We start from the raw sequence: 21013 nt of genomic DNA, 5'->3' as shown, positions 1-21013 counted from the left end.
GGAACTATTCTACGGGCTGCGCTGCCTTATCCTCTGCCTCACGAGACGCTGCCGCGTGTTTGCGCTCCCATTCTTCCTCGAGTGCGGTGCCCTCGATATCCAGCTGTGGGATCAGCTTGTCCAGCCACTTCGGCATCCACCAGGTGGTGTGCCCCATGAGGAACATGGTGGCGGGAACGAGGGACATGCGGACTAGGAAGGCGTCGAAAAGCACGCCCGCCGCCAGCGCGAAGCCGAAGATCTGGATGAAGGGCAGCGGCTGGCTGATAAAGGCCACGAAAACGGAAATCATGATGATGGCCGCGGCGGTGACCACGCGGGCACCGGCGGTAAAGCCAGCGATAGTCGCCTCATCGTTGGCGTTGTACTTGCTGTACTTGCCACCGCTGCCCTGCGGGAAGCGGGAGAAGTGCTCGCGCATGCGGGTGACCAGGAAGACCTGATAGTCCATGGCTAGGCCGAAGGTCACGCCGATGAGGAAGATGGGCATGAAGGAAATCAGCGGGCCCGGCGCGGGCACCAGTCCGGTGAAGCCGTCCTGCCACACCAGCACGGTCAGACCGAAGGCACCGCCGACGGAGAGCAGGAAGCCTAAGCCGGCCACCAGCGGGACCAAGATGGAGCGGAATACCGCCAGCAGCAGGAAGATGGCCAGGCCCACCACGATGGCAAGGTATGGCCCCATGGCTTCTTCGAGGCGCTCGGTGATGTCGAGCTGCACCGCGGTCAGGCCCGTCATGCCGATCTCGGCACCGGTGGCATCCTCCAGCTCCGCACCGGCAGTACGCAGGGCGGAGGCGGTGCCAACCGTGGCATCATCCGTCGGCGCCGTGGTAGGGCTGACCATGATCTGCGCGGACTTCATGTCTTTGCTCACCCCCACCAGCTGGGCGTGCTTGACACCGCCCACTTGATTCAGGCGCTGCACGGAATAGATGAAGGAAGAAAGGGCCGCCTTCTTCTGCTCGTCCTCTTCACCCTCCTGGCCCTGGATATAGGGCTGCAAGGCTGCAGAGTCCGGGTTGGCGTTGGCGCCATCCACGATCACCAGGAAGGGGCCGTTGATGCCGGGGCCAAAGCCTTCGGACAGAAGATCCGCCGCCTTGCGCTGGGTGGTATCCGGGTTGGAGGTGGTATCCGCCGGAAGCGCTAATTCCATGTGCAGAACCGGGGCGGTTAACGCTCCGAGGCCGAGCACCACCAAGGCCATAACCACACCGGGGACACGCTGCACCGTGCGCACCCAACGGTTACCCATCGTTGGTTTCGTGCGGCGCGGGCGGCGCTTCGTGGGGTTGCCGGCCACGCCGGGGATGCGCCCGGCGAAGGCTTTATCACCGAGCAGCCCCAGCATCGCGGGCACCAAGGTCAGCGCCACAAGCACGGCCATGAAGACCGTGCCCGCGGCCGCCAGGCCCATGGCAGTGAGGAAGCTGATGCGCGCCACGAGCAAAGCAAAGAGCGCGATGAAGACCGTCGCGCCGGCAAAGACCACGGAGGATCCCGCCGTGCCGACGGCCATGCCGGCGGCGTCTGGTCCGTCCATGCGGGAGCGCTCCTGCCGGAAGCGCGACATGATGAACAGCGCGTAGTCGATGCCCACGGCCAGGCCAATCATGACGGCCAGCACCGGGGTGAGGTTGTTCAGCTCCATCCAGTGGGTGGCGATCATGACGCCCATCGCGCCCAGCCCCACACCCACGACCGCGGAGATAAGCGGCATGCCCGCGGAGGCCAAGGAACCGAAGGTAATAATAAGGACGATAAACGCCACTGCCAGGCCGATGACCTCAGAAATCGAGTTGACCTGGATTTCATCACCGAAGCCCGCGCCGCCGGCCTCTACTTCCAGACCAGCTGCACGGCCAATATCCATGGCCTCGTGGACCACATCTTTATCCGCGGGGTCTACCGAGTAGGGGCTTTCCGCGTCAAAGTCGAAGGTGGTATAAGCAATCGTCTCATCGGCATTGACCATGGCCAGGTTATCGGCATCCGCCCGCGCGGTCTCCTCCGGCAATCCCATGGAGGTGAATTGCTCGATGACCTGCTGCTGCAACGCCGGCGATACCTCAAGCGGATTGCCCCAACGCTGCTGGCTTCCCTCCGGGATATCCAAGCCCTCTGCGATGTGGCGCACCACGTCCCCGACTGCCGCTTCATTCTGCGGGTCACTGAGCTTCTGCCCTTCCGGGGCCTTGAAGACGAGGTTGACCGTCGGCGCATTGGCCGGGTTACCGTTTTCCGGGAAGAGCTCCACCGCACGCCGGGTGGCGTCAATTGCGGGCGTGCCGCTGATGGAGTACTCCGTGGTCATCGGCTTCATCAAGCTCAAGGTCGCTCCGCCCGCGGCCGCCACGATGAAGATCCAGGCGATGATGACCTTCCATCGATTGATGTAAGACCAGCGGCCTAGGTGGTAGAGCAGCTTTGCCACGGAAATTCCCCTTCACATGCGTGATTAATAGTCACGGCAGCTTTGGTGGTGGACACGAATGTGCACCAGTTTAACCAGTTGGGCTTCGAAGCCCTAACGGTCCCGTAAGAGCTCGAACAATCCTCCGCGATGTGATCTACGCTACAATACGCGATTACTCAACACTATAGGAGGCTCTGCTATGTCTACTTTCGTCATTGTCGTCGTCGCGGCCATCCTTCTCATTGCCATCCCAGCAGGCATGATGAGCCGGCGGATTCACAAGCGTACGGAAGACCACGACCCCGAGGAACGCCAAGCCGCGCTGGATTTCCAAAGAGATGTTGATAGAGGGCGGGCTGGCTTCTAAAACATAAAACCGGCACCCCAGAGCTAAAAACTGGAGTGCCGGATCTGGCGGTGGCGGCGGGATTTGAACCCGCGGTTGGGGGTTACCCAACAATCGCTTTCGAGGCGATCACCTTCGGCCGCTCGGACACGCCACCGCGTTCCAGATTACGGGAGTCGTCCCGAGCGACAAAATCGCTGCCCACGCCAGGCGGCGGGACAGCGATTCAGCTATATAAAGGCGAGGAATTAGTCCTTGAGGTTTCCGATGACCTCGTTGGCCTTATCCTTGATGCCCTCAACGGCGTCGGAAGCCTTCTGCTTGGCCTCAGAGGTGACCTGGTCGGCCTTGCCCTCGTTCTCCAGCTTCTCGTTGTCGCTTACGTTGCCAGCGGCTTCCTTAGCCTTGCCGACGAACTCGTCCTTCTTATTCTCGAAATCACCCATGATTTTCTCCTTACTCTCTACTTCTCTCACGTGGGACACCCAGCCTACACGCGAATCGGAAGGTGGATCCGAGACCACGTCCCAACTCAGGGTTAAGCGCCACTGCCGCGCAGACCCTCGAAGAAGCCCGTGAGCAGCTCCGCGCACTCTTCCTCCAGCACTCCACCGCGTACCTCGGGCACGTGGAGGGCGCCGGGGGCGCGGAGGACGTCGACAAGCGAGCCGCATGCCCCCGTCTTCGGCTCAAAAGCGCCAAAGACCACCGAGGCCACCCGGGAAGCTTGAATCGCGCCCGCGCACATCGCGCAGGGCTCCAAGGTGACAACCAGCTCGCAGCCCTCCAGCCGCCAGCCATCGCCGTGCACGCGCACCGCCTGGCGGATTGCTTCTACCTCTGCGTGCGCGGTGGGGTCATTGAGTTGCTCGCGGCGGTTAACGCCGGTGGCGAGTTCGTTACCGGAGGCGTCGTACAGCACGGCACCCACCGGGATATCTCCCACCGGCGTGGTGCGCGCCACCTCTATGGCGCGGCGCATGCGGACCTCCGCGCGCACCAGCCCTTCCGCCGGCTTAAGAGTCATCCGAGTCGAGGCCGTCGATGAAATCCTCCAGCTCATCACCAAAGCCCAGCTCGCCGGCGATGCGCAGGAGCATATCGGAAGGCCAGTCCTCATCGTTGTCAATGATGTAGCCCACTTGGTCCTCATCGAGGCCGAGGTCCGCGAAGATGTCGAAGTCGCCATCGCCGTAGGGATCGGCTTCCTCCCACTCGTCTTCGTCCAAATCCGGGATATCAATATCGCGCAGGTCGAGGAAATCCGCGGCGAAGTCGTCTTCGGCGGCATAGGTGGCGTCGGAAAGCAGCATGCGCACATCCCCCGGCACCGGGCGCACGACGACGAAATAGTCATCCTCCACGCACAACAGCGCAAAGGCCGCACCCTCGGAACGCAGGTTGCGCACCGCCTTAATGGAGGTGTTGACGTTAGTGAAGTCATCCTCGAAGGGGCGAATCACCCATCCGTGCTCGCTGCGGGCAACGGTGATGGAAAAAGAGAGATCGTCGTGGCTCATACCTCGTCAGATTAGTCGGGTTGTGCCACAATTGTCACCGTGAGTTCTCAAGATGTTCAACGCCCCGTCTGCATTATCGGCCTCGGCCTCATTGGTGGTTCCCTGCTGCGTGACCTCGCCGCAAGCAACCATCCGGTGTACGGCTACAACCACTCCACGTCCGGTGCCCGCATTGCTGTGAAGCAGGGCTTTGACGTCACCGATGACCTCCCCGCCATTCTTCGCCGCGCGGAGGAAGACAAGGCGCTCATCGTTATCGCGGTGCCCATGGATGCGGTTGCCTCGGTTCTTGACACTATCCAGGAACACGCCCCGAGCTGTGGTTTTACGGACGTCGTCTCGGTGAAGACCGAAATCCGCCAGCTCGTCGTTGACCGCAACATGCACCCACGCTACGTGGGTGGCCACCCCATGGCGGGTACGTCCAAGTCCGGCTGGGAGAACTCGCAGACCGGCCTGTTCAACCGCGCTGCCTGGGTTATTACTTATGACTACGCCGCCGAGTGCGACGCGCGCGGCGAACGTATCCCGACCGAGTGGGAGAATATTTTCGCTGATGTTGTCCGCATGACGCAGATGGTCCACGCGGAGGCCGTGCCGGTGCGCGTGGCGAACCACGATGCTGCGGTTGCTCGCATTTCTCATCTGCCGCACGTGCTGGCAGAGACCCTCGCGGTAGTGGGCGATAATGGCGGCATCCTGGCGCAGTCCCTGGCGGCTGGCTCCTTCAAGGACGGCACGCGCGTGGCCGGTACCCGCCCGGACCTGGTTCGCCAGATGTGCGAGACCAACGCGACTGCCCTGGTCACTGCTTTGGATGAGGCGATTGAGTTGATGCAGTCTGCCCGTGACTCGCTGGCTTCAGATGAGCCTTCCATCGCCGAGCTTGCCGACGCCGGCTACAGAGCCCGCACCCGCATCGAAGCCCGATCCGGCGCTCGTAAGGAATCCGTTTCTCCGGTCAAGATTTCTTCCCGCCCGGTGCTGCGCCTGCACCCAGGTGCACCGAATTGGGTAGCGCAGTTGCGCCAGACGGAATCCTTGGGTGGGCGCATCGAGATCTTCTAGCCAGCTGGTGGGCTTCTTCTTCAACTCTTGGTCAGCGGCTTCTCACAGGGTTCCCCTCATAGGGTTCTAGTCAGAAGGTTTGTTTACCCCCAAGCGGCTTGCCCTCAAAGGAACCTTCTGACTAGAGACTTCTGACTGCAACCTTTTTAGAGCGCCCAGCCATGTGGGCGGTTCCCAGAAGGCATCGCGCAGATGGCATTAGCCAAAAGGCGTTTTCCCGCCTGAAAACGCCTTGTCGGTCGTGCACATGGCGTTTTTAGCCCCAAAGACGCCTTCTAGCGGATGCCTTTTGCAGGATGCCATGTGATGCCGGACTGTGAAGTGACGTGCGCGGTGGAGTGGAGCGGCGTGCGGCGGGGCGGCGTGCAGCGGTGCGCGGGGCGTTTAGTCGCGGAAGGTGTCGTCGCGGCGCTTGCGGGCTTGGGACTCGTCGCGCGTCATGCCGAGGAGCGGGTATCCCGCCAGGCCGGCTGCTAGGCCTACCGGCAGTAGCCACAGCATGCCGGAGGCCAGCCACAGAACTAGGCCAAGGATGGCACCAGCGATCAGACACGGAACGAGTTTCTCCTTCATGGAGATTCAGCCTAGTTGGTACCCCGCTCAGCGACAGACTTGCGGTTGAGCAGGCGCGAGAAGATGGCAATCGCGATAAGTCCGACTACCGCGGCAACACCCGCCGGCCATGCAACCGGGGCACTGACCTGCATCGTTGTCGGCGGCGCCGGGGAATTATCGGCGTTGAGAACGCCGTCGGTATCCCGACCACTGGTGATGTCCTCGATCCAGTCGCGGACTTCGACCACGGAAGTAATCGCCGCGGTAGGGGAAGGCAGATCTGGGTCCGCATTCGACGTGCCAGCCGTGGCCACGCCGACGAGGCGACCATCGACGAAGAACGGTCCGCCCGAATCGCCGCCCTGCATGCCCTCACCATTGAGGGACTTCACGTCCATGATGGCAGCGGCAATCATCGGCCCCACTCCCCCAAGCTCGCCAGCTGGGATGCTTTCCGCGCCACCTGGGCCCGAAGTGATGTCTGGCATCTCGCCGCCCTTCATCACCTGGGGAGCGTCGGACGAGCCAGGGGCGGGAGCGGCCATTCCGCCAGGTCCGTTCGGTGCAGGAACGGCCATGCCGCCAGGAGCCATGGCACCGGAATCCTTCGGCGCAGTCGCCACTCCACCAGGTGCCGCGGCGCCGGACTCGCCTGGCGCCACCGGCGTCATTTTCTCGCCCGACTCGTCAGGGCTCGCCGGTGGGGTGCCGCCAGACAGTAGTTCGCCGACTTCCATCTCGGCCATCGGCAGCTGGCCTTTGCGGGCCATCCGGGAGCTGCTGCTCCAACCGTAGAAGCGGCCTTTCTCGCCAGCAGTGGGGACCGCATCCGCGAGCTTGGCGGGCTTGATGCCCTTGACGGGTTCGGTGAGATGGATGAGGCCCGCATCGATCGTTGGCGATACCGCCCACGAGTCAGCGTCGTAGACGCGGTCACCAAAACGTGCCTGCGTGCCTTCGTTGTTGACGGACTCCAAGCAGTGGCGGGCGGTGAGCACCCACTGCTCGGCCACCAGCGTGCCGGTGCAATCGCCGAAGTTTCCGATCTTGCCCATGCGCAGCGCAGCTACGGCAGCGCTTTCCTCCGACTGAGGTGCGGGTTGGGCGAATTCCAAGGCCATGGCCGGCGCAGCGCCTAGCCCCACGACCACCGAGCTTGCCAGAACAGCAGTTATTTTTCGTGCCACCATTACGCGGCCACCTCCTTGATTGCCCAAGCCACGACCCTCTCAGCCGGACCTTTTCCGAAGAACTTTTTCCACAGCGCGCTCAGCACCAGGAAAGCGAGCACAAAGCCCACGGCTGCAATGGTGTTGTGCAGCGAAACGTGCGCTTGCCAATAGCGTGCGGTGAGAATGTGCAGGATATAAATGGTCAACGACATCGAGCCCAATGCCGCGAAGGGGAAGGTCAAGCGCGGCAGCTGTCGGCCAATGATCAGGCACAGGTGCAGCACCACTGCAGTAACCGCCACGGAAAGAAGGATTTCACCAAGCACACCCGTATGCCCGGTGAAACGCAGCCAGCCAGGGATTTCCGGGTTGAAGCGCTGCCACAGGCCGATGCCGGCGACAACGGCAGCCACCGCGGTCGAAATGGTTTGGGTGCGGGTGGGGCGGGTGAGGTAGACGTCGTAAAGCAGCATGCCCGCCACCATGTACGCCAGGAACGCCACGAGGGGGTAGACCTGCGGGAGGGTATAGGGCGCGTAGAGCACCGTGGCGCCCGCAGTAGCCAGCGCAAAGAGCAGGACCTTCCAGCCGGTGGCCAGTGGCGGCACCCAGGCGGTGAGAGCCATGGCCGCGCCCATGACCACGAGCACCACCTGAATCTCACCGCCGACGGGAAGCAAGGCCACGCCGATGAGCATGACTATCAGTCCGCGGGCAACCAGCTTGAGGAAAACTCGCAGCGAGTAATCGCGGGCAAGAATCATCATCGTGGTACCTGCAATGATGGCAAAGCCCGCCGCCGGCAACCCGGAGAGCACCACTTTGGCGCTCCACACCAGGTTGGCCATGTGCAGAATAATCATCCCGATGATGGCCAAGGAACGAGCAATATCGAGGCCCACTATTCGGGCACGCGCTGACACCTATTCATCTCCTTGCAGTAGAAAACGTCTAAAGACCGACCAATAGCTCTGGCCGGTCTTTACATTTGTGCCGCTTTTCAGCTCTGCGTTTCACTCAACGCTGCGTGATGTGCGTCTCAGCGAGTGAGTGCGATGGCTTGGTCCCCGTTCACAAGGTAGATGCGCTGCGGCGTTACGCTTTATTACCGATCGCAGTAGCCATATCTCTGCTTTAGCCACGCCACTTAACAGACAACAGCCACGTTCCTTTATTGGTTGGTACGCATACTCCAATGCCGCTGAACCTAGCTTCGTATTCCCGTAGGCACCAGTGTTTCCTCGGGGTCATCTAAGGAAACGACTTGGCTACCGATGGCCCCCTACTGCAATGGTTCCCACTGGCACCTCGACAGTAGCTGCCTGCGCAACGGGCGAAGCACCTGCTACAGTTGCCATCGACAGGGCAGCCGCTCCGATAAATTTCGCGTTTACTTTTAAAGTTCCTCCCAGAACCAAAAAATGAATTCTACCAGCAATAATGCCATACTGCAGCTATTAAAGCAGGCCGCGTCTGACATAGATTCTTCCCAATTCCCAATCACCGCCACCTTCATACAGCGCTTGGAAGCTCTGTCCGAGCAGTACCCCAACGAGGACGGGACCATCAGCTCCGATCGATTGGCCCTATCGCTGATAACAATGATTGGTGCGCTTGAAGAGCGGAGCAATTACTTAGAGGAAAAGCTGCAGGCAGTCGTTTCGAAACGATAGTCAATCGATCGCCTCTGTTTGACGCATAGCTGGCCCGTGCTGGCAAGTCACACCGCGCTATCTTTGGCACTTCTCAACCGGTGATTGACGTCTAAAGCCTGACTAACGGTGCTGCCTAGTCTTGTTTGTCTTCGTTTTCAGCTCTGCGTTTCACTCAGCGCTACGCGATGTGCGTCTCAGCGAGTGAGTGCGATGGCTTGGTCCCCGTTCACAAGGTAGATGCGCTCGGGCGTTGCGGAGACATCCGAATCCACCATTACCTTCGCCGGTTCGGATAGGAACACAATGAAGGGAAGGTCAACCTTTCCTCCGGAACAGGCCTTTTCCGTCACGCCGCCGAGCTCCACCTCGCTACCAGACAAGGCGAATTCGCCGCTATTACACGGCAGCGAAATCGTCTGATTCTGGAAATTCAGGGAGAAATATTCCGGCTTCACCTCAGACCTCCATCTAAGGGCCGTAATGTGCTCCATCTGCTCATCGCTTGCCTCGACCAGGCCTGCAGGCGCGTGGGCAATCATGCCGTGCTGGGCGACGCCCACCCCCCATGCCTCCGAACTCCCCGCCAGCTCCGAGGAGCCCGCGCTAGAAAACAGCGAGGAGACAAATAGCAGGATAGCGGAGAGGATCGCTTTAATCATGGACACCATGTTAGCCGCCTATAACGGGGTCTGCTGTGCGATCCTCGCTCTATCATTTCTCGGTGCCTACTTGCCCAGGTCCGCGAGGATACGCTTTGCCAGCTCAGCCGAAGACTGCGGGTTCTGGCCGGTGTAGAGGTTGCCGTCCACAACGACGTGGGAGCTCCAGTCCTCTGCTGCCTTGTCGTACTTGACGCCGGCGTTGACAAGCTCGCTTTCCAGGAGCCACTTCGCGTTCTCTGCGAGACCCGCGGTTTCTTCCTCCGTGTTGGAGAAAGCCGTGACGTTCTTACCGGCGAAGGCATTGGTGCCATCATCGTTCTTCGCCGCCAAGAGCGCAGCGGGCGCGTGGCACAGCAGTGCCAAGGGCTTGCCGGCGGCAAGACGCTGCGTCAACAGTGCACCAGAGACGGCGTCGACAGCCAAGTCTTCCATGGGACCATGGCCACCCGGGTAAAAGACAAGGTCATAGTCTTCCTCGTTAACGTCAGCGAGCGGCTTCGGATTATCGAGTTCGTCCTTGATGGACTCAAGATAGGCGCGAATCTCCTCAAGCTCTTTCGGATCACCGGCGCCCTCGCCGAGGCTTCCCTCATCCACCGTCGGCGCTACTGCATTGGGCGTGGCGATGGTGATGTCCCAGCCGGCGTCGCTAAACAGTCGGTGTGGAACGGCAAGCTCCTCAGCCCAGTAACCAGTGGGATGAACAGATCCGTCCTTGAGGGGCCATCCGTCTGCTGCACTGACAACGAACAATGCGCTAGTCATTAACAAACTCCTTTAATCGAGGTTTCGTTTAGGTGCCCCACTATGTCAGAAAACTCGATCGTGTGCAGTCAACCCGAAATACCTGGCCCTGCGATCATATTCAAACGACGAAGCCCCTAGCTGTTTGTGCAGCTAGGGGCTAAAAAATTTGGTGCGCCCGGAGGGATTCGAACCCCCAACCTTCTGATCCGTAGTCAGATGCTCTATCCGTTGAGCTACGGGCGCAGTCCGTTGGCTTGCAGTGCGTGACGCTGTAATGCGCGCGCTGCTGTGCAACGAGGAATAACTATACCCACACGCCAGAAAACTGACAAATCCCGATGTCAATGCATGTTTTTATCCTCGCGAATGGGTATAGCAATTCACCCCGTGTTCACCTTTATGAGGGACTAAACGAGGTCGGCCACTTCGGCGTCGGACAGCACGGCGTTGCGGAAGGCCCTGAGGGTGGATTCATGATCGAAGTCGATACCGATGAGCACGAGTTCGGTGCCTGGCGTAACACCATTGGCTGCCCACAGGGAGGCTGGGATGATCTGCAGGTTGGGGCCGGCCTGCTGCCAAGCGTGAGCTACGCGCAGATCGGTATCAATCCAGCAAAACCCTTCGAACGCACCAGGCCGGTGCTGTCGCGCAAGGCCTTGAGCAGGCGCTCACGGTTAAAGGGCCGGTCAGCGCGGAAGACCACGGAGGAGATGCCATATTCCTCGGTCTCGGGGGTGTGCGGATTCGCCAGCTCTTCCGCGTAGCCGTGATAGGTCGCGGCGGTGGCGGTGTCATAGAGGTGGGCGTCGAGGACCAGCGCGGGGTCGATAACCCCGTTGGTCACGGGCACGACGCGAGCACGGGGGTTCATGGCACGCACGGTGGCGATGACGCGTTCCGTTTCGGCGGCCTCCACTAGGTCCGTCTTGGTGATGAGGATGAGATCGGCGAATTCGACCTGGTCCACGAGGAGGTCGGCGATGGTGCGGTCGTCGTCAGGCGTGGCCTCGATATTCTCAGAGACCAGGCTGCGGCCGCGGCGAAGATTAGCCAGAAACGTGGAGGCGTCCACGAGGGAGACCATGGTGTCGATGGGGGCGGCGTCGGCAAGCGTGGTCCCATCTTCAAATTCCCACTCGAAAGTGGCAGCGACAGGCATGGGCTCAGAAATGCCGGTGGACTCGATGACAATCTGGTCGAACCGGCCGGAACGAGCCAGCTTGCCGACGGACTCAATGAGATCCTCGCGCAACGTGCAACAGATGCAGCCGTTGGAGAGCTCAACGAAGCGGTCTTCGCCGCGTTCAAGATGGCCCTCGCCGGCGACGAGGGCGGCATCGATGTTGACCTCGGAGAAGTCATTAACCACAACTGCCAGCTTGCGCCCCTCGCGGTTGGCCAACAGGTGGTTAAGAACAGTGGTTTTGCCGCTGCCTAAAAATCCGGACAGCACGGTAACAGGTGTAGCCATCCCGTAATGATATCGTTTTTCATCAAGGGGTGGCTGCGCCAGCTAGACCGCGAGGCCGAAGATAGGCACCGCCAGCAGGTAAACGGTCAGGGTAATGAGGAAGATGCCGATGATATTGAGACCCAGACCGCCCTTAATCATTTCACCAATCTTGACGTAGCCAGAGCCGTACGCAATGGCGTTCGGCGGGGTAGCCACCGGCAACATGAATGCACACGTTGCCGCGAGCGCCACCGGGATGGTGAGGAGGAGGACGTTGACGTCACCGTCAGCAGTCAGGCCCACGCCCACCGCGACGCCGCCCATGATCGGAATGAAGGTCGCGGCAGTTGCGGTGTTAGAAGTGATTTCCGTAAGGAAGAGCACCAGCGCAGCCACGGCAGCCACGATGAGTACGACCGGCAGGACGCTAAGCCCCTTAGCCATCTCACCAATCCATAGGGACAGGCCGGACTGATTGAACATTGCCGAAAGCGATAGGCCACCACCAAACAAAAGGAGCACGTCCCACGGCATCTCGTTCGCCGTCTCCCAGTCCAGGAGGCGGATACGGCGCTCGTTGTCCGCCGGCAAGATGAAAAGCAGAATACCGGCTGCAATACCCACGATGGCGTCATCGTAGTTGTCGAATTCCTTAAGCACGAGCGGCAGGGTCACCCAGGAAGCGGCGGCGAGCAGGAAGATAATCCCCGTCATGATTTGGGGGCGGGTCCACGGGCCGAGGGCCTCAATTTCCTCATCAATAAGCTCGCGCCCACCCGGAATCTCCTTCATCTCCGGCTGAAAAATGGTGATGAGCAGGAACCACGCGATGAGAAGGAAAATAGCGGCCAGCGGCACACCTACAGCCATCCAGCGACCAAAGCCGAGGGTCACATCCCAGGTATCCGCCATATACGCATTGAGGAAGGCATTCGGCGGGGTGCCGATAAGTGTGCCCAGCGAGCCGATGGACGCCGAGTACGCGATACCAAGCATGAGAGCAGTGGCGAACTTCTTCTGCTTATCCCAACCACCAACGGTCTCCGCAGTCAGCGCCAGCACTGACGTACCAATCGGCAGCATAACCACGGCGGTTGCAGTGTTAGAGACCCACATGGACAAGAAGCCAGTAGCCACCATAAAGCCCAAAATAAGACGCTTGGGCGAGGTACCAATCAGCTTCACCACGTACAGTGCAAGGCGGCGGTGAAGGTTCCAGCGCTGCAGCGCAAGGGCAATAAGGAAGCCGCCCATGAACAGGAAGATAGTGGCGGAGGCATACGGTGCACCGACTTCCTTGATGGCACCCACACCAGCTAGCGGGAAGATAACCAACGGCAACAGTGCCGTAGCGGCCAACGGAATGGCCTCCGTCATCCACCACACGCCCATCAGAATGGTCACCGCGGCGACGGCACGCAAGGCGCTCTGCGTGTATTCGACGTCATCCTTGGCGCCGGGGGATTCCAATACCGTGTCGACTGCGTTGCTGGGGAAGATGAACCACACGAGAATGGCCAATGCGAGACCGACAATGAGGCCAATGGCCATGCGGCGCCAGTCTTTGCGGTCGACACCGCGATCGTCCTCACCCTCTGTGTGCGCGGTTGAGACGTGAGTGTGTGGGGTAGTCATGTGCCCCCTCCTTTTCCTGGTTAACCAGCCCCCATTCAGTCGAGAGAGAGTGATAGGGATCGCCGAATGGGCCTACACGTTTAGGTTATCGAGGCCACAGACTTCCAACAAAGGCTTTCCGGTTTTTACCCCCGCTTGCGCCATGAAATTGCCCCTAGTCGCTCAGGAATCTGTACTCCAGTTCCCTCCACCCTCTCCCCGCTGGGAGCGCCTGAAACTACCAGACCGCGACGAAAGCCACCGCTCCCAAGAGCATCGTGGCCACGGTGACCGCAGCGAGAGCCGCGGCACCGGGAAGGGGCGCGGCGCGCGAAAGGACGTCATCGGCTCGGCGCAGCTTGGTAGTGGCCAGCCAGAGCACAACGGCGGTCACGCCGCCTACGATCACGGCAGCCCAGGGTGCCACACTACGCACAACGAGCAGACCTGCTACAAGGCCCGCAAGTCCCGTGCGCTGCCACGCCAGGCGGGTGCGCTCAGGCTGGAGGCCGGGATCAAAAAGCTCATTCACGCTAACAGCTCGCCCGCCAGAATCATGACGCCAATAACGGTCACCACGGCCACCACCAGCGCTAATGCGGGGCTAGCCGGCAGCGGGCGGGAATGGCGCATCGCCCGTTCGGACGCACCCCAATGCAGCCACGCCACGGCTGGCAGCACGATAGCCACGAGCAACATAATGACGGAAACGACGCGAGTCAGCGTGGTGTTCAGCGGCAGCTCAAAGGTCTCCAGAGCCACACCACCTGCGATAAAGGCCAGCGAAGTACGGATCCAGGCCAGGAACGTGCGTTCATTGGCCATGCTGAAACGCGGATCGGGTTCCTCGCCCGAGCCATACACCGAGCTCGGAAAACGTGCCTTCGTCATACGCGCCACTGTAGCGCCCCGCGCCCCGTTCCACAGTGCGAGGCATCCTCCCTAGGACTGCGAGAAGGCTTCCAAGTCCGCGGGACTGCCGGCGACGGCGATGAGGTCGCGGGGGGTGAGTTGGGTGGCGTCGGCAAGCGGGCGCCACTGCCCCGGCCCCGCGCAGCGAGAGATGAGCTGCACGTGGTGCTCCTCCCACACCTTCTGCAGGTCAACAGGGCCTGCGCTTGCCGACGCCGGCGGGCTCATCACCGTCACGCCATAGTCCACGGCGATTTCCGCAAAGTCCTCGAAACGGCCGCCCAACAGGTGGGCCACACGGCGACCCGTGTCGCGCTCCGGACGGATGACGTGCTGCACGCCAATTTGCGTCAAGATGCGGGCGTGGGCATCGGAATCAGCCTTGGCCCAAATGTCCTTGATCCCCAACTCAACCAAGTTCGAGGCGGTAAGAATAGAGGCTTCCAAGTCCGTTCCAATGCCCAAGACGACCCGCTCCACCTCATCGACTCCCAGCTGGCGCAGAGCTTCGGAGTCGGTGCTATCGGCGGTGACGACCTCCGTGAGATAGGCTGCGTGTTCACGCACAAACTTCTCGTCTGCATCGATGCCGAGCACCTCGACACCGTGTTCCATAAGCTCCTTGGCCAGGGAAGCACCAAAGCGGCCCAGACCGATGACGACGACAGGTGGGATGTTGATGGAGTTTTTCTCGCGCCGTAGGGCGCTAAACAAGTTAGCCAATGAAGGGCCTTTCTTCGGGGTAGCGGAAGCGTCGGCTGATGGTCCTGGCGGCCAGTGCCGCCACAAAGGTAGTGGGACCCACGCGACCGACATACATGATGAGGCACAGCATAATCTGCGATGGCGCAGACAGGCTGGCGGTAATACCTGTGGACAAACCCACCGTGGCGAAGGCGGACATGACTTCGAAGGTGATCTGGTCCGATGTGAACTCCGGGTCCCACATGCGCAGTGTCGCCACGCCCAGTGACACGACGATCATTCCGGCCGCGGTCAGCGCCAAGGCTTGACGGAACGTCGACAGTGGCAGGCGGCGGTGACCGATGGAGGTATCTTCCCGTCCCAAAAATTCTGAAGTCATCGCCGCGGCGAGAACGCAGGCAGTCGTCACCTTGATACCGCCGGCCGTACCGGCTGAGCCGCCACCAATGAACATGAGGATGTCGGTGAACATGAGCGTGATGGGGTGGGCCTCGCCGTAATCGATGGCATTGAAACCTGCGGTTCGGGGCGACGCACTCAAGAAGAAAGCATTGAGGAGTCTCTGCCCCAACGGCATCCCCTGAAGCACCCCGGATCCTTCGGAGACAAAAAAGAACACCGTACCGCCAGCCAAGAGCAGTGCCGTAGCTGTCAGCGTCATCCGAGCGGTCATCGACATACGGTGAATGCGTGGGTTACCGCCACGCCAGCGAGTCCAGCGCCCACGAACTCGGCGAACGAATTCCGCCAACATGGGATAGCCCAAACCACCGGTGATGAGCGCCAGCGCCAAGGGGATGAGAATCCACCCGTCGGCGGCAAAAGAGACAAGGCTATCGGAGTAGGTACTAAAACCAGCGTTGTTGAAGGCCGAGATAGCGTGGAAGATGCCCTCCCACACGGCACGTTTCGGGGAGACGTCGTGGGCAGTAGCTAGGCGCACGCCGATGAACACAGCCACGAGGGCCTCGCAGACCAGCGTTAATGCAATGGTAAGAAGCAGCGCACGGCGCACACCGCCGGGGGCAACCGGCCGGCCTTCCGCCGCAGAAGTGCGCCGCGCGGAGAAACTAATGCGCCCCGTCAGCAACATGCCGGACAAGGAGGCCAAGCTCATGATGCCCAAGCCACCGAGCTGGATAAGCACGATAATGACGGTTTGGCCGAAGGGAGTCCAATAGGTAGCGGTGTCCTCCACCACTAGGCCCGTCAGGGACACAGCGGACGTGGCCGTAAATAATGCTGGAAGGAAAGGCGTCCAATGTGGCACATTGGCGGACACCGGAAGCATAAGCAGCACCGTTCCCGCCAAAATGAGCAGGATAAAGCCCGCGGCAGTGAGCCGAGCAGGGCCCAGAAATTGACCGCGAATCACGCCTTACAACCCTAGCCCTCAATGTCCGGAGGGAAAAGACACGTTTGCTGTGAATATTCTGCTCATTTATGGCACCTGCGTTGGCTGCGGGCAGGGGGCTACATTAGCTTGGTTTTCTCCAGAGTCTCTACCCAGCCGTTGGTGAACTTCTCCAGAGGCTTGTGGAAGACCACTCCCAGCACCAACATCGGTAGAGCGAAGAGCAGCAGACAGAGAATGGCCAGCCAGAAATCTCCGTGGTACGTGCCGGCGATGGCCGCACGGAAGGCGCGGATGGTGTACGTCGCCGGCAGCCAGGGACTGATGTTTTGGAACCACTCCGGCAGTACCTGAAGCGGATAGGCGCCGCCTGAGGACGAGACCTGAATGACCAGCATAAGCACCGCCAGTGCCTTGCCCGCGTTAGCGAAAGACACGACGAATGTGTAACAGATCAGCATGAAAATCAACGAGCTGGCCCACCCAGTAAACAGCATGAGGAAGGGGTGCGCGGGCTCAATCTCGACGAAGAAAATGAGGCCCAAAATCAGCATGGTCGACTGCACGAGGCCAACCGTGGCGAAGATACCGAAGCGCCCGAAGAAGCGCTGCATCGGTGAGTACTTATCCTTGTCGGTCACGTCGGTGCGAATGCTCACTGCGGTCAGTAGGGCACCGACCCACAGCGCCAGCGCCGTGTACATCGGGGTCATACCCGCACCGAAGCTGGTGACGGGGAAGACTGGCTGCCTATCGACGTCCACAGGGGCCGCAATCGCATGTGCCAGCGCCTCTGGATCGGAGCCGACGATGTCCGCGAGCTTCTTCAGGTCACCGGACTCCGCGGCTGCATCGATATCCTTTTTCAGATCCGCGAACTTGTTTGCCTTGTCCTGCAGTCCAGAAGCCAGGCGCTGCACCGCTTCTTGGGCGTCCGTAAGCGAGGAGGAATCGATAGTGACGGGAGTCTGCGCGGTATCGAGATCCTGGCCCACACGAGCAAGAGAGTCCTGCAGGCTGGAGAGGGACTCGCGCAGTCCGGAGGTAGAAATCGCCTCCACGGAGGCCTTCGCATCATCGAGAGCGGACAAGTCCGGCTTCGTCGGTTCCGGGGCGTTGGCCGCTGCTTCAAGACGAGCATGCAGGGCACGCTCGGAGTCAATGGCATCCTCGATGCGGCTCAGCGCCTTGTCTTTCTCATTGGCCGGCAACGGCAGGGCCTCGACGTGGCCATGCAGGTTCTGATACTGGGCAATAGTGCCTTCTACCTGGTCTGCCCAGGTGTTGAGGGCGGCGACGCGGTCGGCACGACTGGCGGAGGCGTCGTCGAAAAGCGCATTAATGCGCTCGCGCACCACGTCATAGCTGGCGCTCGTGGCGTCGAGGGATTGTTGCAGTGCCTCGGTGGAGACATTCAACGACGTGGACTGGATCTCCGGCAGCTCCAGATCCGCTGCGCCTGCGATACGTTGCGCACTCTCCATGAGCGGCACGGCCGTTTCCACAAGGCCGGCCAGGGAACGTGCCGTGCGCGCGCCCATGTCGAGCTGAGTCTGCACGCCCTCCGCCCGGGCCTGCATACGATCCAGCACAGCCTTGGTGTCACCCTGGTTCAGAAACTCTGAGAGGGACGCCACGATGTCGAAGGAGACATCACCGACGGTCTCGGTAAATGCTTCCGCCACCTGGGCGGACACGCCTTCCGCACCTTGACCCGTGATCTTCGGCGCCAAAGCGTTCTTCTTCTCATTCATATAGAAGGAGAGCTTCGCTGGTTCCGAACCGTCGGTATAGAAGGTCAACATATCGGTGCTGAAGCTTTCGGGCAGCACAATAGCGGCGTAGTATTCGCCGGATTTCGTACCTTCAACGGCCTCATCAGAAGTGGTCACGACCCAGTCGAGCTGATCATTCGCACGCAACTGGTTGAGAACCTGGTTACCCACGTTGATGGGCACCGGCAGAAGATCGCTCTCGTAGCCGGTGTCCTTACTAGCCACCGCCACTTTGAGATCGCTGGTGTTATCAAAAGGATTCCAGCTGGCCAGCACGTTGAACCACGTGAAGAGCATAGGAATAACAACAAGGCCAACGAGCATGACTGCGCTCATGACATTGCGGCAAGCGGTGCGCATGTCATTGAGGTAAAGATCCAGTGTTCCGCGCATTAGTTCTCTCCCTCCGTGCTGTCTACGCCGCTGTCTACACCAGCACGAGCTGGGTGTTTAATCTCGTCCTCATCCAAAGTGACCAGCTCTGCCGATTGCTTCAAGCTGATGCGCAGATACTCCAGCGTTACCGCGGCAGCGATAACAAGGAGGCACCAGGCAGTCCAGATAGCAAGCAGCAGCGGCTTCTGTGCGGGGAGAAGGCCGGAGACCACGATGAGGATGACCACGCCGACGATGCCTGCAATGGCCACCAGCTTGAGCCAGTAGCCCCAATTGTGTGCTCGGCGGTCCAAGTCCTTCTTCAGGCCACTGCGGCTATCCAGCGCCTGAATGACATCCGCGATACGGTAACCAGAACCCACGACCTGCACGTTTTCATAGTCAAAGAGCTCGGTATCGCGCAGCTCGCGGTTGAAGATGACGTTGAAGTGCGCGAGTGCCTTGCGCAGAACAAGACCGCACACGAAGAACAGGAGGAACATGAAGGCGAGAACGCCCATGTACTGGAAGTAGTGGGTTCCGTAGAAACCACCGATGGTTTCACGCATGGCGTCGATGCCATAGGTAAACGGCAACAACGGGTAAATGGCGTGGAAGAAACCCGGCAGCAGTTCGATGGGGTACAAGCCGGAAGCGCCTGGGATCTGGATGATGGCCAAGACCACGCAGAGGCCGCGGCCGAGGTGGCCCAGGGAAGTCGACAGCGCATAAATAATGCTCAAGTATGTCAAACCAATGAGCACGCCAGTGATGACAAATGCTGGGGCGTTGACGGTCTGGACACCGATGAGTACGTCACCAACGGTGACGGTGACGGCTTGGATAATAACCATCGCGGCCATGAGCAGAAAGCGGCCCAAGTAGGCCTGGCCCACCGTGACACGGTGGAAACCTTCCTTATCCACCTCGACGCGGAAAATCACCATGAGCACGAAAGCGCCGATCCATAGCGAAAGGTTGGTAAACAGCGCAGCCATGGCGGAACCGTACGAGTCCACCGGGTAGACGGTTTCGGACTTGAGCTCGATGGGCTCGGCGAAGAAATGGCCAATTTCATCGGCGTTGAGGCCCGTGATGTCTTCGACCACCTGGGAATTCATCGCGGCCTTCAGCGAGCGCACGTCGCCCTGAACACTGCGCAGGCTGTCCTGCAAGGCAGCCAGGTTGGTGTCAAAGTCGGACAACGTGTCCTTCGTAGCACGCAGCTGCTGTGCCACACCGTCAAGAAGGCCATCGGCCTCCTGCATCGTGCCCTTCTGGGCTTCCAGGGTGGCGCTCAAAGCACTCGCCGTGGAGCTCAGGCCGCTCATCGCGCGGTTAATCTCCGGGATGGCGGTGGTGACGGTGTCGCGCAGGGTCTGCGATGTTGCCTTGGTGTCAGCGGCGGCCTGGTTGATGGCATCAGCACTGGCCTGCACGTCCTGCGCGGCGGTTTGGGTGTCCTTGCTCAGTGCACCCAGGTTTCCAACGAGACGGCGGTTAGACTCGTTACCCTCCTCAAGACGCTGGATGGCGTCATCGATTTCTTTGGCCACCTGCGGGGACAGCGTCGATGAATCACGCAACGCCTTGAGCTGAGCAATCGACTCGGCACTCGCGTCGATGGCGGTGTTGGCTCGCTGCGTCGCGTAATCGAAGCGGTCACCAGCCTGGTTCAGACCTGCGGTCACATCCGCGATGGATTCCTGTGCTTGGGCAGTGCCGTCAGCCACGGCACTGGCACCATTGACGAACGCGTCGGTGGTCTGGTCAGTGAAGTCACCGATGCCACCTTGTGCTTGGTCGACGAGGGAGGAGATTTCGGTGAGGGCCTGCTGGGCGTCGCCCAGCGCGGTGCTCACATCAGCCACCGTGGACTTGGCACCGGACATAGACGCCGCAGCATCATCCAGCTTGCCCTGGATACGCGCGAGACTCTGGCGGTTGCCGTCGATCTCTTGCGCGGTCTCGCCAAAGGCAGAGCTGGTGTTGTTCATCGCACGGGTGACTTTGCTTTCAAAGTCCGTGCCGGTGTCCTTGACGTTCTCCGCGGCAACGGTTGCTACCTGTTCCTTGAAGGCAGCCGTAATCTGCTTGTCAAGACCTTTAGCGCCGGTATCCGTAATCTTCACGGCGATAGCGTTATTCTTCTCATTAACGCGGTAGACCAGCTGAGGCTTAGCGAACGTGCCATCAAGCATGCCCACGAGGTTCTCACTGAAATCTTCCGGAATGGTTACCGCCGCATAGACATCTCCCTTGAGCAGGGCTTTGTCAGCTTCTTCAGCGTCAAGGAATTGCCAGCCAAGCTGGTCATTGTTCCGTAATTTCTCAATGACTTCGCTGCCGACATCAACTTTTCCGGTCAGCTCGTTGGATGCACCTTTATCCTCGTTGACCACGGCCACCTTGATGTTTTGGGTATGGCCGTAGGGGTCACGAAACGCCGCGATGTTTACCCATGAATACAACGCGGGAGTGATGACGAGTCCGATGAGGATGATCCACGCCCTAGGGACGCGGCCAAGCCTGGCTACATCTCTGATAAAAATTTTCCAACTTTGGCGCACTGAAGGGAGTGTACCCTCTTGAGCCTCAAGTCTCTAACCTGCCGAAACCCATAAAGTAATTTCCATGATTAACAATTAAAGGTTGATATGGTTTGCCGAAACAAAAAC

General features: G+C 60.3%; 18 protein-coding genes, 2 tRNA genes and 1 pseudogene. 2 read left to right on the top strand and 19 right to left on the bottom strand.

Features of this window, described 5'->3' with window-relative positions; genetic code table 11:
• Positions 1–4: 4 nt before the first annotated feature.
• Positions 5–2437, bottom strand: a complete 2433-nt coding sequence (locus I6J26_RS06685; protein WP_115020995.1) for an MMPL family transporter — start codon at positions 2435–2437, stop codon at positions 5–7.
• Between the two features lie 181 nt (positions 2438–2618).
• On the opposite strand from I6J26_RS06685, the gene I6J26_RS06680 reads away from it, so the two are divergent.
• The gene (locus tag I6J26_RS06680; RefSeq protein WP_181815323.1) at positions 2619–2786 is read left to right on the top strand and encodes a hypothetical protein; all 168 of its coding nucleotides are present in this window, start codon (positions 2619–2621) and stop codon (positions 2784–2786) included.
• A 45-nt stretch (positions 2787–2831) separates the two neighbouring features.
• Here I6J26_RS06680 and I6J26_RS06675 read toward each other — a convergent pair.
• The 4 genes from I6J26_RS06675 to I6J26_RS06660 all read right to left on the bottom strand — a co-directional run bounded on the left by I6J26_RS06675 (position 2832) and on the right by I6J26_RS06660 (position 4285).
• A tRNA-Ser gene (locus tag I6J26_RS06675) sits at positions 2832–2922 on the bottom strand.
• 91 nt (positions 2923–3013) lie between these two features.
• Positions 3014–3211, bottom strand: coding sequence for a CsbD family protein (locus tag I6J26_RS06670; protein ID WP_070538445.1), 198 nt, complete (start codon positions 3209–3211; stop codon positions 3014–3016).
• 92 nt (positions 3212–3303) lie between these two features.
• Positions 3304–3747, bottom strand: a complete 444-nt coding sequence (locus tag I6J26_RS06665) for a nucleoside deaminase (RefSeq protein ID WP_115024209.1) — start codon at positions 3745–3747, stop codon at positions 3304–3306.
• Between the two features lie 34 nt (positions 3748–3781).
• Complete coding sequence (locus I6J26_RS06660) at positions 3782–4285, bottom strand: tRNA adenosine deaminase-associated protein (protein ID WP_115020994.1); 504 nt, start codon at positions 4283–4285, stop codon at positions 3782–3784.
• A gap of 39 nt (positions 4286–4324) precedes the next feature.
• Here I6J26_RS06660 and I6J26_RS06655 point away from each other — a divergent pair, with 39 nt between their 5' ends.
• A complete protein-coding gene (locus I6J26_RS06655; RefSeq protein ID WP_115020993.1) occupies positions 4325–5353 on the top strand; it encodes a prephenate dehydrogenase in 1029 nt (342 codons plus the stop codon).
• Positions 5354–5737: 384 nt separating this feature from the next.
• Here the strand turns inward: I6J26_RS06655 and I6J26_RS06650 are convergent, their stop codons facing one another.
• The 14 genes and pseudogenes from I6J26_RS06650 to I6J26_RS06585 form a co-directional block, all read right to left on the bottom strand.
• Entirely contained in the window at positions 5738–5926 is a 189-nt protein-coding gene (locus I6J26_RS06650) for a hypothetical protein (RefSeq protein WP_115020992.1), read from the bottom strand.
• An 11-nt stretch (positions 5927–5937) separates the two neighbouring features.
• Positions 5938–7098, bottom strand: a complete 1161-nt coding sequence (locus tag I6J26_RS06645; RefSeq protein WP_115020991.1) for a trypsin-like serine protease — start codon at positions 7096–7098, stop codon at positions 5938–5940.
• The gene (locus I6J26_RS06640; RefSeq protein ID WP_115020990.1) at positions 7098–8003 is read right to left on the bottom strand and encodes an acyltransferase family protein; all 906 of its coding nucleotides are present in this window, start codon (positions 8001–8003) and stop codon (positions 7098–7100) included. Before I6J26_RS06640 ends, I6J26_RS06645 begins: the two co-directional genes overlap by 1 nt.
• Positions 8004–8929: 926 nt before the next feature.
• Positions 8930–9394 (bottom strand): hypothetical protein, encoded by a 465-nt coding sequence (locus tag I6J26_RS06635; protein WP_147279301.1) that lies wholly within the window; start codon positions 9392–9394, stop codon positions 8930–8932.
• A gap of 66 nt (positions 9395–9460) precedes the next feature.
• Complete coding sequence (locus I6J26_RS06630; protein ID WP_102234693.1) at positions 9461–10162, bottom strand: type 1 glutamine amidotransferase domain-containing protein; 702 nt, start codon at positions 10160–10162, stop codon at positions 9461–9463.
• Positions 10163–10311: 149 nt separating this feature from the next.
• Positions 10312–10387 (bottom strand) — tRNA-Arg (locus I6J26_RS06625).
• A 164-nt stretch (positions 10388–10551) separates the two neighbouring features.
• A pseudogene (locus I6J26_RS06620) lies at positions 10552–11618 on the bottom strand (GTP-binding protein).
• A 42-nt stretch (positions 11619–11660) separates the two neighbouring features.
• On the bottom strand, positions 11661–13235 hold the full coding sequence (locus I6J26_RS06615) for an SLC13 family permease (RefSeq protein ID WP_115020987.1): 1575 nt from the start codon (positions 13233–13235) through the stop codon (positions 11661–11663).
• Between the two features lie 217 nt (positions 13236–13452).
• A complete protein-coding gene (locus I6J26_RS06610; protein ID WP_115020986.1) occupies positions 13453–13746 on the bottom strand; it encodes a DUF202 domain-containing protein in 294 nt (97 codons plus the stop codon).
• Positions 13743–14105, bottom strand: a complete 363-nt coding sequence (locus tag I6J26_RS06605; RefSeq protein ID WP_115020985.1) for a YidH family protein — start codon at positions 14103–14105, stop codon at positions 13743–13745. Before I6J26_RS06605 ends, I6J26_RS06610 begins: the two co-directional genes overlap by 4 nt.
• Positions 14106–14156: 51 nt before the next feature.
• A complete protein-coding gene (locus I6J26_RS06600) occupies positions 14157–14849 on the bottom strand; it encodes a potassium channel family protein (RefSeq protein WP_181815322.1) in 693 nt (230 codons plus the stop codon).
• On the bottom strand, positions 14842–16206 hold the full coding sequence (locus I6J26_RS06595) for a TrkH family potassium uptake protein (RefSeq protein ID WP_115020984.1): 1365 nt from the start codon (positions 16204–16206) through the stop codon (positions 14842–14844). The genes I6J26_RS06600 and I6J26_RS06595 overlap by 8 nt, the downstream gene beginning before the upstream one ends.
• A 98-nt stretch (positions 16207–16304) precedes the next feature.
• The gene (locus tag I6J26_RS06590; RefSeq protein WP_115020983.1) at positions 16305–18353 is read right to left on the bottom strand and encodes a YhgE/Pip domain-containing protein; all 2049 of its coding nucleotides are present in this window, start codon (positions 18351–18353) and stop codon (positions 16305–16307) included.
• Positions 18353–20905 (bottom strand): YhgE/Pip domain-containing protein, encoded by a 2553-nt coding sequence (locus I6J26_RS06585; RefSeq protein ID WP_115020982.1) that lies wholly within the window; start codon positions 20903–20905, stop codon positions 18353–18355. The genes I6J26_RS06590 and I6J26_RS06585 overlap by 1 nt, the downstream gene beginning before the upstream one ends.
• Positions 20906–21013 lie beyond the last annotated feature (108 nt).

Source organism: Corynebacterium minutissimum (assembly GCF_016889765.1).
Taxonomy (GTDB): Bacteria; Actinomycetota; Actinomycetes; order Mycobacteriales; family Mycobacteriaceae; genus Corynebacterium; species Corynebacterium minutissimum_B.
The sequence above is the reverse complement of the archived record's forward strand: the minus strand, read 5'-3'. Positions and strand labels throughout refer to the sequence as shown.

What these genes read in the sequence shown, in the direction of transcription:
- I6J26_RS06670 (WP_070538445.1), bottom strand. Translation starts at nt 3,211, where the DNA reads ATGGGTGATTTCGAGAATAAGAAGGACGAGTTCGTCGGCAAGGCTAAG.
- I6J26_RS06605 (WP_115020985.1), bottom strand. Translation starts at nt 14,105, where the DNA reads ATGACGAAGGCACGTTTTCCGAGCTCGGTGTATGGCTCGGGCGAGGAA.
- I6J26_RS06615 (WP_115020987.1), bottom strand. Translation starts at nt 13,235, where the DNA reads ATGACTACCCCACACACTCACGTCTCAACCGCGCACACAGAGGGTGAG.
- I6J26_RS06660 (WP_115020994.1), bottom strand. Translation starts at nt 4,285, where the DNA reads ATGAGCCACGACGATCTCTCTTTTTCCATCACCGTTGCCCGCAGCGAG.
- I6J26_RS06590 (WP_115020983.1), bottom strand. Translation starts at nt 18,353, where the DNA reads ATGCGCGGAACACTGGATCTTTACCTCAATGACATGCGCACCGCTTGC.
- I6J26_RS06645 (WP_115020991.1), bottom strand. Translation starts at nt 7,098, where the DNA reads ATGGTGGCACGAAAAATAACTGCTGTTCTGGCAAGCTCGGTGGTCGTG.
- I6J26_RS06665 (WP_115024209.1), bottom strand. Translation starts at nt 3,747, where the DNA reads ATGCGCCGCGCCATAGAGGTGGCGCGCACCACGCCGGTGGGAGATATC.
- I6J26_RS06680 (WP_181815323.1), top strand. Translation starts at nt 2,619, where the DNA reads ATGTCTACTTTCGTCATTGTCGTCGTCGCGGCCATCCTTCTCATTGCC.
- I6J26_RS06650 (WP_115020992.1), bottom strand. Translation starts at nt 5,926, where the DNA reads ATGAAGGAGAAACTCGTTCCGTGTCTGATCGCTGGTGCCATCCTTGGC.
- I6J26_RS06630 (WP_102234693.1), bottom strand. Translation starts at nt 10,162, where the DNA reads ATGACTAGCGCATTGTTCGTTGTCAGTGCAGCAGACGGATGGCCCCTC.
- I6J26_RS06635 (WP_147279301.1), bottom strand. Translation starts at nt 9,394, where the DNA reads ATGATTAAAGCGATCCTCTCCGCTATCCTGCTATTTGTCTCCTCGCTG.